This window comes from Halorubrum depositum (assembly GCF_007671725.1).
GTDB lineage: Archaea > Halobacteriota > Halobacteria > Halobacteriales > Haloferacaceae > Halorubrum > Halorubrum depositum.
Map to the genome: position 1 here is coordinate 123,223 of NZ_VCNM01000003.1, position 13,712 is coordinate 136,934.

Annotated in this window: 14 protein-coding genes; 6 read left to right on the top strand and 8 right to left on the bottom strand. The window is 71.0% G+C overall.

The window, feature by feature from the left end:
* Positions 1 to 149: 149 nt before the first annotated feature.
* Positions 150 to 2,135: an aconitate hydratase gene (locus tag FGM06_RS14880; RefSeq protein ID WP_144800057.1), complete on the bottom strand. Its 1,986-nt coding sequence runs from the start codon at positions 2,133 to 2,135 to the stop codon at positions 150 to 152.
* Positions 2,136 to 2,401: 266 nt separating this feature from the next.
* Here FGM06_RS14880 and FGM06_RS14885 point away from each other — a divergent pair, with 266 nt between their 5' ends.
* Positions 2,402 to 2,875 (top strand): deoxyuridine 5'-triphosphate nucleotidohydrolase, encoded by a 474-nt coding sequence (locus FGM06_RS14885; RefSeq protein ID WP_144800058.1) that lies wholly within the window; start codon positions 2,402 to 2,404, stop codon positions 2,873 to 2,875.
* Between the two features lie 226 nt (positions 2,876 to 3,101).
* Here FGM06_RS14885 and FGM06_RS14890 read toward each other — a convergent pair whose 3' ends face one another.
* From FGM06_RS14890 to FGM06_RS14900, 3 genes are all read right to left on the bottom strand, one after another.
* Positions 3,102 to 4,472 carry an LLM class flavin-dependent oxidoreductase gene (locus FGM06_RS14890; RefSeq protein ID WP_144800059.1) on the bottom strand — a complete coding sequence of 457 codons (1,371 nt, stop codon included), beginning with the start codon at positions 4,470 to 4,472 and terminating at the stop codon, positions 3,102 to 3,104.
* Positions 4,473 to 4,574: 102 nt separating this feature from the next.
* Positions 4,575 to 4,982, bottom strand: coding sequence for a CBS domain-containing protein (locus FGM06_RS14895; protein ID WP_144800060.1), 408 nt, complete (start codon positions 4,980 to 4,982; stop codon positions 4,575 to 4,577).
* A 56-nt stretch (positions 4,983 to 5,038) separates the two neighbouring features.
* Positions 5,039 to 5,995, bottom strand: a complete 957-nt coding sequence (locus FGM06_RS14900; protein WP_144800061.1) for a DUF5787 family protein — start codon at positions 5,993 to 5,995, stop codon at positions 5,039 to 5,041.
* A 145-nt stretch (positions 5,996 to 6,140) separates the two neighbouring features.
* Here FGM06_RS14900 and FGM06_RS14905 point away from each other — a divergent pair, with 145 nt between their 5' ends.
* The 3 genes from FGM06_RS14905 to FGM06_RS14915 all read left to right on the top strand — a co-directional run bounded on the left by FGM06_RS14905 (position 6,141) and on the right by FGM06_RS14915 (position 8,058).
* Positions 6,141 to 6,524, top strand: coding sequence for a hypothetical protein (locus FGM06_RS14905; RefSeq protein ID WP_144800062.1), 384 nt, complete (start codon positions 6,141 to 6,143; stop codon positions 6,522 to 6,524).
* Positions 6,521 to 7,126, top strand: a complete 606-nt coding sequence (locus FGM06_RS14910; protein ID WP_144800063.1) for an NUDIX hydrolase — start codon at positions 6,521 to 6,523, stop codon at positions 7,124 to 7,126. The genes FGM06_RS14905 and FGM06_RS14910 overlap by 4 nt, the downstream gene beginning before the upstream one ends.
* A 98-nt stretch (positions 7,127 to 7,224) precedes the next feature.
* Positions 7,225 to 8,058, top strand: coding sequence for an NAD+ synthase (locus tag FGM06_RS14915; RefSeq protein WP_144800064.1), 834 nt, complete (start codon positions 7,225 to 7,227; stop codon positions 8,056 to 8,058).
* Between the two features lie 46 nt (positions 8,059 to 8,104).
* Here the strand turns inward: FGM06_RS14915 and FGM06_RS16140 are convergent, their stop codons facing one another.
* Both FGM06_RS16140 and FGM06_RS14920 read right to left on the bottom strand, forming a co-directional pair.
* Positions 8,105 to 8,254, bottom strand: a complete 150-nt coding sequence (locus FGM06_RS16140; RefSeq protein ID WP_170938266.1) for a DUF7563 family protein — start codon at positions 8,252 to 8,254, stop codon at positions 8,105 to 8,107.
* Positions 8,255 to 8,410: 156 nt separating this feature from the next.
* Positions 8,411 to 9,529, bottom strand: coding sequence for an anthranilate phosphoribosyltransferase (locus FGM06_RS14920; protein ID WP_144800065.1), 1,119 nt, complete (start codon positions 9,527 to 9,529; stop codon positions 8,411 to 8,413).
* Between the two features lie 336 nt (positions 9,530 to 9,865).
* On the opposite strand from FGM06_RS14920, the gene FGM06_RS16145 reads away from it, so the two are divergent.
* Together FGM06_RS16145 and ahbB are read left to right on the top strand one after the other, a co-directional pair.
* Positions 9,866 to 10,024 (top strand): DUF7317 family protein, encoded by a 159-nt coding sequence (locus tag FGM06_RS16145; RefSeq protein ID WP_186311044.1) that lies wholly within the window; start codon positions 9,866 to 9,868, stop codon positions 10,022 to 10,024.
* 112 nt (positions 10,025 to 10,136) lie between these two features.
* Complete coding sequence (gene ahbB / locus FGM06_RS14925) at positions 10,137 to 11,195, top strand: siroheme decarboxylase subunit beta (RefSeq protein WP_144800066.1); 1,059 nt, start codon at positions 10,137 to 10,139, stop codon at positions 11,193 to 11,195.
* Between the two features lie 27 nt (positions 11,196 to 11,222).
* On the opposite strand, the gene FGM06_RS14930 is transcribed toward ahbB, so the two are convergent.
* Positions 11,223 to 11,984: a bacteriorhodopsin gene (locus tag FGM06_RS14930; RefSeq protein ID WP_144800067.1), complete on the bottom strand. Its 762-nt coding sequence runs from the start codon at positions 11,982 to 11,984 to the stop codon at positions 11,223 to 11,225.
* Between the two features lies 1 nt (position 11,985).
* Positions 11,986 to 13,686, bottom strand: a complete 1,701-nt coding sequence (locus FGM06_RS14935) for a methyl-accepting chemotaxis protein (RefSeq protein WP_144800068.1) — start codon at positions 13,684 to 13,686, stop codon at positions 11,986 to 11,988.
* Positions 13,687 to 13,712: the final 26 nt, after the last annotated feature.

Here is a 13,712-nt window from a genome sequence, read left to right on the forward strand (position 1 = left end):
GTTTTTCCGACCGAACCGTCCGCCGAGAGCGACGGCGCCGTCGGTTTCGACGCCGTCCGCGCGAGCGACGGCGCCTCCGCTCCGCGTCGGTAAACGCGCGAAAGCAGAGAGAAGAACCGAAAGAGAGAGCCGCGGGGCCGCGAGCCGCCTCAGTCGTCGGCCGGCGCCGCGCCGGAGCCGCCGTCCGAGTGCTGCTGTTTGACCCACGAGAGCTTGCCGCCGGCCGCGAGGATGTCGCGCTCGCGCTCGGAGGCGTCGAGGTCGGCGGTGAACTCCCACTCGCCGTTGACGCTCACGGTGAACTCCTCCTGCCCGGAGCGGACGCCCGCGGGCACGTCGTCGACGATCGCGAGGTCGTCGCCCTGCTCGATCTTGGCGTACGTCTCCTCGTCGATCGCCAGCGGGACGATGCCGAAGTTGAACAGGTTCGCCTTGTGGATGCGGGCGAAGCTCTGCGCGAAGACGGCCTCGATACCGAGGTACATCGGACAGAGGGCGGCGTGCTCGCGCGAGGAGCCCTGCCCGTAGTTCTCGCCGGCGACGAGGACGCCGCCGTCGGCGTCGAGCGAGCGCTGCGCGAAGGTGTCGTCGACGCGCGAGAGCGTGAACTCGGAGAGCTTCTCGATGTTCGAGCGGAACTTCAGGATGTCCGCCGTCGCCGGGATGATGTGGTCGGTGGTGATGTTGTCCTCCATCTTGAGGAGCGCCTCGCCGCCGTCCACGTCGATCCCGTCTTTCAGCGGCACGTCGCCGATGTTCGGCCCCTTGACGAGGCCGTCGTCGATCGCCTCGTCGGGCGAGATGATGTCGGAGTCGGACTCACCCATCCCGGGACCGTACTTCGTCCCCATCTCCAGGCCGGGCGCCTCGAGGTCGCCGAGGTCGTCCGCGAGGTCACGCGGGTCGACGATTTTGCCGGTGATGGCCGCCGCGGTGGCGACCTCGGGCGAGCAGAGGAAGACGGAGTCGTCCTCGATGCCCGAGCGGCCCTCGAAGTTGCGGTTGAAGGTGCGCAGCGAGACGGAGTCGGAGGCGGGCACGTGACCGATGCCGATACACGCCCCGCAGGTCGCCTCGGAGAAGTTGACGCCGGCCGCCATCATCTCCGCGGTCCAGCCCTCGCGGGCCAGCATCTCGGAGGCCTGCTTGGAGCCGGGCGCGACGATCATCTCGGTCTGCTTGGCGACCTCGCGGCCCTCCAGCATCTTCGCGCTGGGGAGGATGTCCTCGTAGGCGCCGTTAGTACAGGAGCCGATGATGACCTGCTCGACGTCGGTGCCCTCGTACTCGCTGACGGGGGCGACGTTGTCGGGCATCGACGGGGCGGCCACGAGCGGCTCGAGGTCGGAGAGGTCGACCTCGATCGTCTCCGCGTACTCCGCGTCGTCGTCGGGCTGGAGGTCGACGTGCTCCTCCTCGCGGTCCTGGCGCGCGAGCCAGTCTTTCGTCTTCTCGTCGGTGGCGAAGATCGAGGAGGTGGCGCCGAGCTCGGTGCCGAGGTTGGTGATCGTGGTCCGCTCGGGGATCGAGAGGTTCTCGGCGCCGGGGCCGGTGTACTCGAAGATCTTGCCGACGCCGCCCTTGACCGTCAGCTCGCCGAGGAGGTGCAGCGCGATGTCCTTCGCGGTCGCCCACTCGGGGAGCTCCCCTTCGAGGTGGACGTTGACGACTTCCGGCATCTCGACGTAGTAGGGGCCGCCGCCCATGGCGACGGCGATGTCGAGCCCGCCCGCGCCGATCGCGAGCTGGCCGAGCCCGCCGGGAGTCGGCGTGTGCGAGTCGGAGCCGAGCAGCGTCTTGCCGGGCGCGGCGAAGTTCTCCTTGTGGACCTGGTGGCAGATGCCGTTGCCGGGCCGCGAGAAGTAGGCGCCGTACGTGCCGGCCGCCGAGCGGAGGAACCGGTGGTCGTCGGTGTTCTTGAAGTCGAACTGGTACGTCTGGTGGTCGCAGTACTGCGCGGCGAGCTCCGTCTGGACCTCGTCGAGGTCCAGCGCCTCGAACTGGAGCCACACCATCGTCCCAGTCGTGTCCTGGGTCAGCACCTGGTCGATCTCGATGCCGATCTCCTCGCCGGGCGTCAGCTCGCCCTCGACGAGGTGGTCATCGAGGATCTTCTCCGTAATCGTTTGTCCCATATCATCCGCACGTCGCTCTCCCGTGGATATAAAACCCGCGAGTTTCCCGAAAGATCGACCGTGTAGGATCCGTCTCGCCGGCAATTCTTGGCGGGAGATCGGCGGGGTACCGTTCCCCGTGTGAGCGATACGCGTAACGAGTGTATAAGGCTCATAAAGGCCGTTATCGGCCGAATTCTCCGGGTCTCCCGCCGGCGGCGAACCGGCGGGTCCGCGCCGCGGCGGCGTGCGACACCGTTTAGTCTCGCCCGCGGATTCGGTCGGGCATGTTCGACTCGGGAGCGACGGTCGCGGCGGCGCTGGAAGCCGGCGACGCCGACCTCGACGACGCGCAGCGACAGCCGAACGGCGTCGACCTCACGGTCGGGGAGATATTCGAGCAGACGACCCCCGGACGGATCGGCCGCGACGGGAAGCGCGTCGGCGAGCGCGAGGCGGTGCCGGTCGAGGACGGCGCGTACCGGCTTGACCCGGGGACGTACGTGGTCCGGTACGGGGAGCCGGTGCGGATCCCCAGCGAGCGGGTCGGGTTCGTGCTCCCGCGGTCGACGCTGCTCCGGAACTCCTGTACCCTCGACACCGCCGTCTGGGACGCCGGCTACGAGGGTGTCGGCGAGGGGCGCCTCGACGTCGGCCACGCGATCGAGATCGAGCCGGGGGCGCGGATCGCCCAGCTGGTGCTCGCCGAGGCCGATCACGACGGGGCGTACGAGGGGTCGTATCAGGGAGAGAATCTCTGAGAAGCGGTCGCTCGTCGGTGTGAAAGGACGAACGACACGCCCGTGCCGGGAAAAGATGGCACGGGCGTGTCGTTCAGTAGGTCCCCGCTGACGCTTCGGCCCTCCAAGCGAAGCGTCACGCGAAACAAGCGGTGGAACGTACTTAAGCGTAGCGGGGGCGGCAGCGCTGTCGGATTCGGATCCGATGAAGTCGGTTCGGAATCGCCCGACTCGAGCGGGAGGTCAGCTACTGTCTCGCCGGGTGGTCCTCGCGGAGCCGCGACTGCCCCTCCCCGAGCAGTCGCTCCCGGAGGGTGCCGCCGCGGCGCGCGTCGCCGTCTTCGGGGTCCGGAACGAGCCCGCGCTCGCGCAGCTCCGGGACGACGAGGTCGACGAAGTCCGTCAGCGAGTCGGGGCGAACGACCTCCTTCACGTTGAACCCGTGGACGCCGACCTCCTCGTGCCAGTACGCTAACTCGTCGGCGATCACGTCGGGGGTGCCGACGATCTTCGGCGAGGTGGTGCCGAGCCCGCAGAACTCCGCGACCTCGCGGACCGTCCACTCGCGGTCCGGCTGCGCTTTGGTGAACGCGTTCATCGTCCCCTGGATCGCGTCCGTCTCGATGTGCTCGACCTTCTGGTCGGGGTCGAGCTCCGAGAGGTCCATGTCGAGGAAGCCGGAGAGGAGCGCGAGCGTCGCCTCGATGTCGACGTGGCGCTTGTACTCCTCGTACTTCGCCTCCGCGAGCGCCTGCGTCTCGCCGACGACGGGGACGACGCCGATGAAGAACTTCAGGCTCTCGGGGTCGCGGCCGTGGTCGGCCGCGCGCGACTTCACGTCCTCGATGTACTCGCGGACGCCCGCCTCGGTCGGCTGGCTGGCGAAGACGGCCTCGGCGTTCGCGGCCGCGAACTCCCGCCCGCGGTCGGAGGATCCGGCCTGGTAGACGACGGGGGTCCGCTGCGGCGAGGGCTCGCAGCCGTGGGGACCGGGCACGGAGAAGTGCTCTCCCTCGTGGTCGATCGCCGAGACCTTCTCGGGGTCGGTGTACCGCCCCGCCTCGCGGTCGACCTCGACCGCGTCGTCGTCCCACGACTCCTCCCACAGCGCGTAGCAGACGTCGAGGAACTCGTCGGCGCGGTCGTAGCGCGTCTCCTTGTCCATCCGCTCGTCGAGACCGAGGTTCTCGGCCGCCGACTGCAGGTAGGAGGTGACGACGTTGATCGCGACCCGCCCGTCGGTGAGGTGGTCGAGCGTGGAGAACTCCCGCGCGAGCTGGTACGGGTGGGTGTACGTCGTCGAGCGCGTCACGGCGAAGCCGAGGTCGTCGGTGACCTCGGCCATCGCGGGGACGACGAGCTGCGGGTCGCTCGCGGGCGTCTGGACCGCCTTCTCCACCGCGGTGTGGCGGTCGTCGCCGTACACGTCGTAGATCCCGCGCACGTCCGCGAAGAACACCGCGTCGAAGCCGCCGCGCTCGGCGGTCCTCGCGACCTCGGTCCAGTACTCCCGGTCGGTGTACTCCGGCGACCGGTCGCCGGGGTAGGTCCACGACCCCGGCGAGACGTGCTCGACGGAGGCCATGGTGAAGAGGTTGAGATGCAGGCGGTCGGGCATGGGCGCGGATACGGGAGGCCCCGGTAATACCCCACAGAAAGGGGCGTCACTTGTCGGCGTCGCGGACGCGGTGGAGAGTCGACCGCGAGAAGCGGACGAGACCTACGGCGACGCCGTCTCCGGCGAGGAGACGTACGCGGCGAAGTCGGAGGTCGTGATGATCCCGATCGGCGTGTCGCCGTCGACGACGGGCACGTGGTGGAAGCCGTGCTTGACCATGAGCGAGGCCACCGCCGAGACGGAGTCCTGCGCGCCGGCCGTGATCGGGTCGCTGGTCATGTACCGCTCGACGGTCGTCTCCGCTTTCGGCTGGCTCTTCGCGACGATGTCGACGAAGTCGGTCGTGGTGAGGATACCGACCAGCGCGCCGTCGTCGTCGACGACCAGCGCCGAGCTGATGTCGTTGTCGAGCAGCACGGCGGCCGCGTCCTCGACCAGCGTGTCGGGCGTCACCGTGTGGAGCTCGCTCGTCATCAGCCGCGCGACGAACACGTCTTCGATGTCGTCCATACGTGTGAGTCCGTCGCTCGGGGTATAAGGATTCCCACAGCGAGCGTCGACGCCGGCTAGCGGAACCGCGAGAGCCCCGACTGCCGGCGCGGCCCGGTGCCGTCGGGGTCGGCCACCCACGCGGTCCGTTCGTCGCGGAGCCCGTCGCGGTCGACCGCCGGGGGGTCGGCGGGGTCGTACGCGTCACAGCCCGCGCCGCAGTCGCGACCCGGGTCGACCACGCGATCGAACCGCTCGCAGTACGGCCGGCCGTCCGCGGTCGCCGTCGCGTGCGCGCATCCCGGGGGCGCGGGGCGCCACCCCTTCCCGTACGCGCGCTCCGCGATCCGGCGCCGCTTGCGGGCCAGCGCGTCCGGGTCGACGAGCGCGACGTCGGTCCGGAGCGACCGCTCGTCGCGGATCTCGACGCCGGGCGCGCCGGGGTCGAGGGGGGAGGGTTCCCGGACCACCTCGCGCTCGCCCGTCTCGGGGTCGAGCCGCCAGACGCCGACCGGGTCGGGGATCCGATTCAGGTGCGCGCGGGTGACGTACGAGGCGGTGGCGAGGATCGCCTCGTCGAACAGCCCGAGCGCGACGTCGTACCGCAGTTGGGCCGCCAGGTCGCCCGGCGTCCCGAGGTCCGGCTTGTTCTCGATCGCGGTCAGCGAGCCGACCCAGTCGTCGGGGTAGCGGGCGGTCGCGCGCACGACCGGGCGCCCGTCGCGGCGCTCGCGCTCGAGGTAGCCGACCTCGACCGCGCGCTCGACGACCGCGGCCGCGCGCTCTGGCGGGAGGTCGAACGCGTCCGCGACGGGGACCGCCTCGCCGGGACCGACCGCCGCCTCGAGCGCGGGGCCCGGGATCCGCTCGGACGCGATCGCCGCCCGCCGGTCGAACCCCGGGCCGGGCTCTACCACGCAGACGTCGACGATCCGGCCGCCGGGGTTCGTGACCCCCGAACCGAGCTGGCGGGCGATCACCCGATCCGGCGATTCGAGCGCGGCGCATAAGGCCAGCTCGAACCGAAACTCCATAGGGAGGGGAAGGGCGTCGACGAGTAAAGCGCGTCGGCGCGGTCGGTTGCGGCGACGACGGGAGGAGCGACGGCGTCCCCGAGGAGAGGCGCGACCGCACCGCCGCGGTCGAAACCGGTATTCCCCGGCGTCGCCAACGTCGACCATGCGCCGGGTCACCCGGAACCTCCTCGTCGCCATCGCGCTGGTCGTCGTCGCCCTGCTCGCGTTAGGGGCCCTGCCGAGCTACCTCGGCAGCGGCGACCCCTACTACCTGACCGCCGAGCCGATCGAGACCGACGAGCCGGCCGTGGACGCGAACAACGTCTCCGAGCGACGGTGGCCGTTTCTGACGAGCGCGCTAACGAGCGACGACGGCCGCTCCGACCCGTACCGGGCCGACTCCTACGGGATCAAGGAGTGGTTCACCCACACGCCGTTCGACGAGGTGGACGCCCTCGTTCGACAGACCCCCGAGGCCGCGACGGACGACGGCGTCCGCGTGCGGTACGAGGGTGCCGTCTACCGCGTGGAGGTGGTGCGGCCGTGAGCGACGACGCGCCGGCCGCCGACCTCCGCGACCTCCCGGCCTTTTCCGACGGCCGCAACCACTCGCTGCCGGGCGAGCCGGAGTGGCCGGTGCGGGAGGTCGCCGTCGAGTACGACCCCGGCTGGTTCGTCGGCGGGTACGACCGCGTCGAGCAGCCGGACGGGTCGGAGAAGAACTACTACTGGGCGGAGCTGTCGCCCGCGACGGTCGTGGTCGCGGTCGCCGACGGCGACGTGCTGTTCGTCGAGCAGTACCGCCCGACGGTCCGGAACACCCAGCTGGAGCTGCCCGCCGGGATCGTCGAGCGCGGCGAGTCGTACACCGCGGCGGGGGCGCGCGAGCTGGCCGAGGAGACCGGCTTCGCGCCGTCGTCGACGTCGCTGCTCCAGGAGGTGTGGTGCTCGACCGGCGTGCTCCGCCACAAGCGCGGCTACGTGTTCGCAGAGGGGCTCGAGCCTGTCGACGTCGACCACGACAGCAACGAGTTCCTCTCGCCCCGGGCGGTGCCGGTCGAGGAGGCGCTCGAACTCGCCCGTGAGCCGCCGACGAACGACGCGACGCTGGAGGGGCTCCTGCTCGCCGACCGGGAGGGGCTACTGTAGGGGGCGCCCGACCCGGGGGCAGGCTCCGGAACCCGACGCGCGTCCAGTTCCGCGCGCCGACGGGGAGGTATTAGTCGTCTCGGCCCCTGCCTCCCTCCATGAACCGGACCTCGGAGCAGTCGGTGTTGCTGTCGGACGACCCCCCGCTCGACCTCCGCCTCTCGGAGGCGGAGCTGGAGGCGACCCGCGAGCGCCTCGTCTCGTTCATCGCGGACGTCGTCGACGACGCCGGCGCGGAGGGCGCCGTCCTCGGCCTCTCGGGCGGGATCGACTCGACGCTGACCGCCCACCTCGCCGTCGAGGCGCTCGGCGAGGACGGGCTCCACGGGATCACGATGCCCTCGACGGTGAACGACCCCGACGTGATGAGCGACGCGGAGCGCGTCGCTCACGAGCTCGGGATCGAGTACGACGTGGTCGAGATCCAGCCGATCGCGGAGTCGTTCTTCGACGCGTTCCCGGAAGCCGCCGAGGACCGGACGGCGGCGGGGAACGTGTACGTTCGGACCCGCGCGGTCCTGAACTACCTCGTCGCCAACGCGGAGAATCGAGTGGTGCTCGGAACGGGGAACCGCGCGGAGGCGATGACCGGATACTTCACGAAGTACGGCGACCAGGCGGTCGACTGCAACCCGATCGGGAACCTCTACAAACAGCAGGTCCGCCAGCTGGCGGCGCACGTCGGCGTCCCGCGCGACCTCGTGATGCAGGAGCCGACCGCGGGGATGTGGGAGGGCCAGACCGACGCCGAGGAGATGGGGCTCGACTACGACACCGTCGACGCGATCCTCGCCGTCCACGTCGACGGCGGCCTCTCCCGGGCGGCGACGGTCCGCGAACTCGACGTGCCCGCCGAGGCCGTCGACCGCGTCGTCGAGCTCCACGAGCGGAGCGCCCACAAGCGGTCGATGCCGCCGGCTCCGGAGCGGTAAGCGGCGACAGCGGCGACAGGAGGGCCGGAGCGGGGAGGACGATCGGTCAGGCGTCGTGCGCCCGTTGTTTCGTGACCTCCGCGATACCGGCGTTGGCCGAGCAGTTCGGGCACGCGTGGATCCGGCCGCGCGCGTCGGAGAACACGCGGGCGAACCGGTCCGAGACGTGCGCGTCGCAGTGTTCACACGTGGGCATAACGGGGACTCTCCTCGTGTGAGGTGGCGTCGTGTATCATGGTATTCTGTGCGTGTGAGAGTTGGTCACGAACGCCTAAGTGGGCTTTCCGAACTCCGGCCCAAATTACACCCAAAACCCCGACCGATCGTCGGAAAAGACGGGTCGACGCCGCGGTCAGAACGCCCGCAGCTCCTCGAGCACGGCCAGCGCGGAGCCGTCGTCGATGGCCTCGCGGGCGGTCTCCAGTCCCGCCTCGATCGAGTCGGCGTCCTCGCGGGCGTAGATCCGGAGCGCGGCGTTGACCGCGACCGCGTCGGCGAAGGCGCCGTCGCGTTCGCCGGCCAGGACCTCCCCGGTGATGGCGGCCGACTCCGCGGCCACGTCGTCGACCGCGAGGTCCGCCTCCTCGAGGTCCATCCCGTACTCGGCGGTCTCGATCTCGAAGTCGTCGAAGGAGGCGCCCTCGCTGCCGGCCTCGTCGCCATCGCTCTCCCCGTCGCCGTCGCTCCCGCCGGCCGCGTCCCACTCGGCGACCTTGGTGTAGCCGGGTCGCACGTCGTCGTACCCCTCCATGCCCTGGAACATCAGGACGCGGTCGAGGTCGTGGAACTCGCTTTCGACGAACGTGTCGACCACCTTCTTCGCGAACGCGAGGTGGTAGAAGGAGCCGAGGTGGACGGACGCGCCGGCGGGGTTCGCCAGCGTCTCGATCGTGTTGACGAACGTCCGGACCCCCATCATGTCCCGGCGGTCGAACAGGTCGTCGATCGCGGGGTTGAACGCGGGCTGGTAGTAGAAGCCGAAGCCAGTCTCGTCGACCATGTCGGCGGAGTCGGACGGCGTCAGCTCGGTGTGGACGCCGAGCTCGTCTAAGACGTGCTTGTACGCGTCCTGCTTCTGCGTGGGGACGCGGTCGCCCGAGTGGACGACGACGGGAGTGCCCGCGGCGGCCGCGACGACGCCGGCGGCGACGCCGAGGATGGCGGAGCGCCCCTTCCCGTCGTAGTTGGCGCCGCAGTCGACGGGGTCGGCGTCGGGCTCGGCGTACTCGACGCGCTCGCACATCACGTCGACGTACGCCCCGAGCTCCTCGGGCGTGTTCCGCTTCCAGCGGTTCGCGAGCCAGAACGCCCCGAGCGTCGTCGAGTCGGGCTCGTCCGCGAGAACCCGCTCGAACGCCTCGGTCGCCTGCGCGCGCGTCAGGTCGTCGGCCGACTTGTGACCGGAGCCGCAGACCTCGGTCATCAGCCGCTTGAGGGGCCACTCGCCGAACTCCTGGGTCGCCTGAGCCATACGCGTCGTTCGGGGCCTCGAACGAAAAGTCCCTCGCTCGGCTCCCGGCCGGCGGGAACGGACCGCTCGCGGACGGCGCGCGCGAGCGCACGACGGGGTAGGCCCGAGCGCGGCGAGCCGGACCGGGCTCGGGAGGCGCGCGCGAGCCGCGGAGGCCGGCGACGGAGCCCCTCGCGCCGGTTCCGTGCCAACCGTTCGCATAATACAAGAGATCGATTGGGGTTTTCTATCCTGTTTTAGAATTGTATCGTCCAATTTCTATTCTCAGAAGAATTGTACCAGGGTGCAAAAGCGTTAAAACTATATGTGCGTCCATCTGTTAGAGAAGCGTACCCGATGACGTCCAAATCCGTCGCCACCGCGCTCACGCTGTATCGCGCCCGCACGCTGACGCTCGAACAGGCCGCCACCGTCGGCGGCTGCTCGGCGGCGCAGCTGGAGGAGAGCGCCCGGGCGTTCGCGCCGACGTCGGGGCGGGCTCCCGCCGACGACTGACTCGGCCCTCCCTGAACCGCCCCCGCCACCGGCCCGCCACCGACCCGCCGACGCTCCGGAACGGCTGACCCTCTCCGAAACCCGTAGGTACGCGCGACCCCAACAGGACGCAATGAGTCTGGACGCCGACTGGCGGGCCGACGTCGACGCGGTCGACGCCGCGCTCGTCGACGAGTACCAGAGCGGCTTCCCCGTCGAGCCGCGCCCGTTCGAGCGGGTCGCCCGCGAGATAGCCGCCGAGACGGGCGTCGCCGTCGACGCCGACGAGGCGCTCGACCGCGTCCGCGACCTCCGCGAGCGCGGCGTGTTCCGGCGGTTCGGCGCGGTGCTCAACCCGCCCGTCATCGGGTCGTCGACGCTGGCGGCCGTGCGGGCGCCCGAAGACCGGTTCGACGAGGTCGCCGAGGTGATCAACGGCTACCGGCAGGTGAACCACAACTACCGCCGCGACCACGCGTGGAACCAGTGGTTCGTCGTCACCGCGGGCTCGCGGGAGCGCCGGGACGAGATTCTCGCGGAGATCGAGGAGCGGACCGGCTGCGAGGTGCTGGCGCTCCCGATGCTCACGGACTACTACATCGACCTGGAGTTCCCCGTGGTCAACGCGGATCGGTTCGCGCGGGAGTCCCTCGACGAGACCGCGGTTTCGGCCACCCGCATCTCCGAGGACGCCCGCGGCGACCTCTCGCCGCTCGAGGCCGACCTCCTCCTCGCGATCCAGGACGGCTTCCCGCTGTCGGCGACCCCCTACGCCGACGTGGCCGACGAGATCGGCGCCCCCATCGACGACGTCCTCGCAGCGGTCGAGCGCCTGCTCGCGGACGGCTGCATCAAGCGGATCGGGTGCGTCGTCAACCACGTCGTCACCGGGTTCACGAACAACTGCATGGTCGTCTGGGACGTGCCCGACGACGAGCTCGACGAGCGCGGCGAGGCGGTCGGGAGCCTCCCGTACGTCACGCTGTGTTACCACCGCCCGCGCCGGCCCGAGCAGGAGTGGGAGTACAACCTGTTCACGATGATCCACGGGCGCGAGGCCGAGGCCGTCGACGCGAAGATCGACGAGCTGGCGGCCGACCACCTCCCGTTCGCCCACGAACGGTTGTACTCGACGGAGACGCTGAAACAGACCGGCGCGCGGTACGAGGACCTCGTCGCGGACGGGGAGTAGCGCTGAAGGAGGGACGGACCGCGGACCTCAGTCGTCGCCGAGCGACGCGCCCGGCTCGTCCGCGTCGAGCGCGTCGCGGGCGGCGGCGTCGAGACCGCTTCCCGCGCCGAGGCCGTCGAGCGCGTCCGCGCCCGCGACCGCGACGACGACGAAGCCGACCTTCGAGACGACGTCGAGGTAGACGAACACGAGCATCTCCGTGGAGGCCGTCAGGAGCCCGAGGCCGGTCGGCGCCAGCACCCAGACGACCGGGTACAGCGTCCAGAGGACGACCGTGATGTTCCGGAGCGTCCCGAAGACGGCGCGGACGCGGTCGCCCTCGGCCGACGCCGAGCGCGGGAGCGCGACGAGCAGGCCGTAGACGAGCGCGGCGTACGCCGTCGCGGCGACGCCGAACAGGGCCCACGAGAGCGTCCCGGCGGTGACGACCGCGGCGGTCCCGCCGGCGATGATCACCACGTCGACCGCGATCAGCCCGGCGAGCAGCCCGCGCGACGGGCGCGCGAGCAGGCCGAGGTAGAGGAGTAGCAGCGGGGTCGTGATCAGCCAGTCGAGGTAGCGCGCGACCGGGAGGTCGCCGCCGGGCGTCGCCACCGTTCCGAGCCCGAGCGCCATCGCGAGGTACGCGAGCGCCGCGACTCCGGTGACGCCGGCGAGGGTGGCGTAGTACCGCGCGTGCGACTCGCCGGTCTCAGGCGACCCCGACAGCCACGCCCACAGCGGCGGCACCGTCCCCGCGCCCATCGCGAGGACCCCGAGCCACGCCCATATCGTCGTGTCGGCGAGCATCTCAGTTCACCCCCTCCCCGGCGGCGCCGTCGTCGGGCTCCCCGTGCGAGAAGTCGAAGGCGGTGTCGGAGTCGCTCCCGCGCCCGCCCGTTTCGGCGTCGGCACCGTCGCCCGCGGTCCCCCCGTCGGAGACCGCCGTGGCGGACCCGCCCGGAGCGCCCGAATCGCCCCCGAGCGCGTCGTCGGCCACGAACTCGAAGCCGCCGACAGCGTCGCGCAGGCGGCCCGCGCGGTCGGAGAGCGACTCGGCGGCGGTCTCGACCGCCCCGAGGGTGCGCTCCTGCTCGTCGACCGCGCCGGTGACGTCGCCGGCCGCGCCGGCCGTCTGCGCGCTGATCGCGGAGACGTCCTCGACGTGGCCGACGACCGCGTCCACGGAGTCGGCCTGCGTCTCCGTGGCGCGGGTGATCTCGGTCATGCTGGTGTCGGTGCGCTCGGAGGCCTCAGCGAGGCGCTCCAGGGCGTCGATCGACGTCTCGACGGTCTCGACGCCGGCGGAGATCCGCTCTTCGGTGCGCTCCATCGCGTTCGCGCCCGTCTCCGCGCGCTCCTGTACGGAGTGGATCCGAGCCTCGATCTCGCTGGCCGACTCCTGGGTCTCCTCGGCCAGCGCCTTCACCTCCTCGGCGACGACCGCGAAGCCGGCGCCCTCCGCGCCGGACCGGGCCGCCTCGATCGACGCGTTGAGCGCGAGCAGGTTCGTCTGCTCGGCGATCTCCGAGATGGTGTCGACCACCTCGCCGATCTCCTCGACCTCCGCGGCCAGCGCCTCGACCTCGGCGGTCGTCTCCGCGGTCGTCTCCTCGACCGCGTCCATCTCCGCGAGCGCCTCCTCGGCGGCCTCGCGGCCCTCCTCGCCGACGCCCGCGGCGTGCTCCGCGGTCTCGGCCACGTCGGAGACGGTGGCGGCGACCTCCTCGGCCGACGACGCGAGGTTCTCCGCCTCGTCGGTCGCCGCCCGGAGGTCGTCGCGCTGGGTGCGCGCCCCCTCGGCGATCTCCTCGACCGCCTCGCTCACGGTCCCGGTCGTCGCCCGAAGGCTCTCCGTGCGGTCGTCGACGGTGCCCGCGACGTCGGCGGTGTCCTCGGCGACCGTCGCGACCGACGCCACCGTCCCTTCCAGCTCGTCGGCCATCTCGTTGAACGCGGCGCCGACGCGGGCCATCGCCTCGCTGTCGCTCTCGGGGTCGACGCGCCGCGTCAGGTCGCCGTCGGCGAGCGCCCGCATGGCCGATTCGTACTCGCTCGCCTTGCGCTCGACCGTCTCGGCGCGCTCGGTCGCCTCCCGGCGGGCCTCCTCGGCCTCACGGCGGGCGATCTCCGCGTCGTCGATCTCGGCGCGGAGCGAGCCGCGCATGGCGTCGAACGCCTCGAACAGCCGGCCGATCTCGTCGGTCCGCCCCGTCTCGAGCGTCACGTCGAGGTCTCCGTCGGCCATGCGCTCCGCCTTCGCCGTGAGCTGGCGCAGCGAGATGACCGTGTTCGACCCGACCGTGACGCCGATGAGCGCGAGCCCGATCACCGTCAGCAGCGTCATCCCGACGAGGCCGGAGCGGATCTCCGCGCCGATCGCCCCGACGCCCTCCGTTCGGAGGTAGACGACCGCCCCGTACGCGACTGAGATCCCCGTGACGCCGATCAGCGACAGCGCGAGTTTCGCGCCGTAGCTCGACCGGACGCCGGAGAACGGTCCCTCTTGCATGATGTACCGATCGCCAGGGAAACGGC

Excerpts from the sequence above, each read along its gene's own strand:
- FGM06_RS14930 (WP_144800067.1), bottom strand. The coding sequence starts at position 11,984 with ATGCTCGCCGACACGACGATATGGGCGTGGCTCGGGGTCCTCGCGATG.
- FGM06_RS14895 (WP_144800060.1), bottom strand. The coding sequence starts at position 4,982 with ATGGACGACATCGAAGACGTGTTCGTCGCGCGGCTGATGACGAGCGAG.
- FGM06_RS14920 (WP_144800065.1), bottom strand. The coding sequence starts at position 9,529 with ATGGCTCAGGCGACCCAGGAGTTCGGCGAGTGGCCCCTCAAGCGGCTG.
- FGM06_RS16140 (WP_170938266.1), bottom strand. The coding sequence starts at position 8,254 with ATGCCCACGTGTGAACACTGCGACGCGCACGTCTCGGACCGGTTCGCC.
- ahbB (WP_144800066.1), top strand. The coding sequence starts at position 10,137 with ATGAGTCTGGACGCCGACTGGCGGGCCGACGTCGACGCGGTCGACGCC.
- FGM06_RS14880 (WP_144800057.1), bottom strand. The coding sequence starts at position 2,135 with ATGGGACAAACGATTACGGAGAAGATCCTCGATGACCACCTCGTCGAG.
- FGM06_RS14890 (WP_144800059.1), bottom strand. The coding sequence starts at position 4,472 with ATGCCCGACCGCCTGCATCTCAACCTCTTCACCATGGCCTCCGTCGAG.
- FGM06_RS14905 (WP_144800062.1), top strand. The coding sequence starts at position 6,141 with ATGCGCCGGGTCACCCGGAACCTCCTCGTCGCCATCGCGCTGGTCGTC.
- FGM06_RS14915 (WP_144800064.1), top strand. The coding sequence starts at position 7,225 with ATGAACCGGACCTCGGAGCAGTCGGTGTTGCTGTCGGACGACCCCCCG.
- FGM06_RS14935 (WP_144800068.1), bottom strand. The coding sequence starts at position 13,686 with ATGCAAGAGGGACCGTTCTCCGGCGTCCGGTCGAGCTACGGCGCGAAA.
- FGM06_RS16145 (WP_186311044.1), top strand. The coding sequence starts at position 9,866 with ATGACGTCCAAATCCGTCGCCACCGCGCTCACGCTGTATCGCGCCCGC.
- FGM06_RS14900 (WP_144800061.1), bottom strand. The coding sequence starts at position 5,995 with ATGGAGTTTCGGTTCGAGCTGGCCTTATGCGCCGCGCTCGAATCGCCG.
- FGM06_RS14885 (WP_144800058.1), top strand. The coding sequence starts at position 2,402 with ATGTTCGACTCGGGAGCGACGGTCGCGGCGGCGCTGGAAGCCGGCGAC.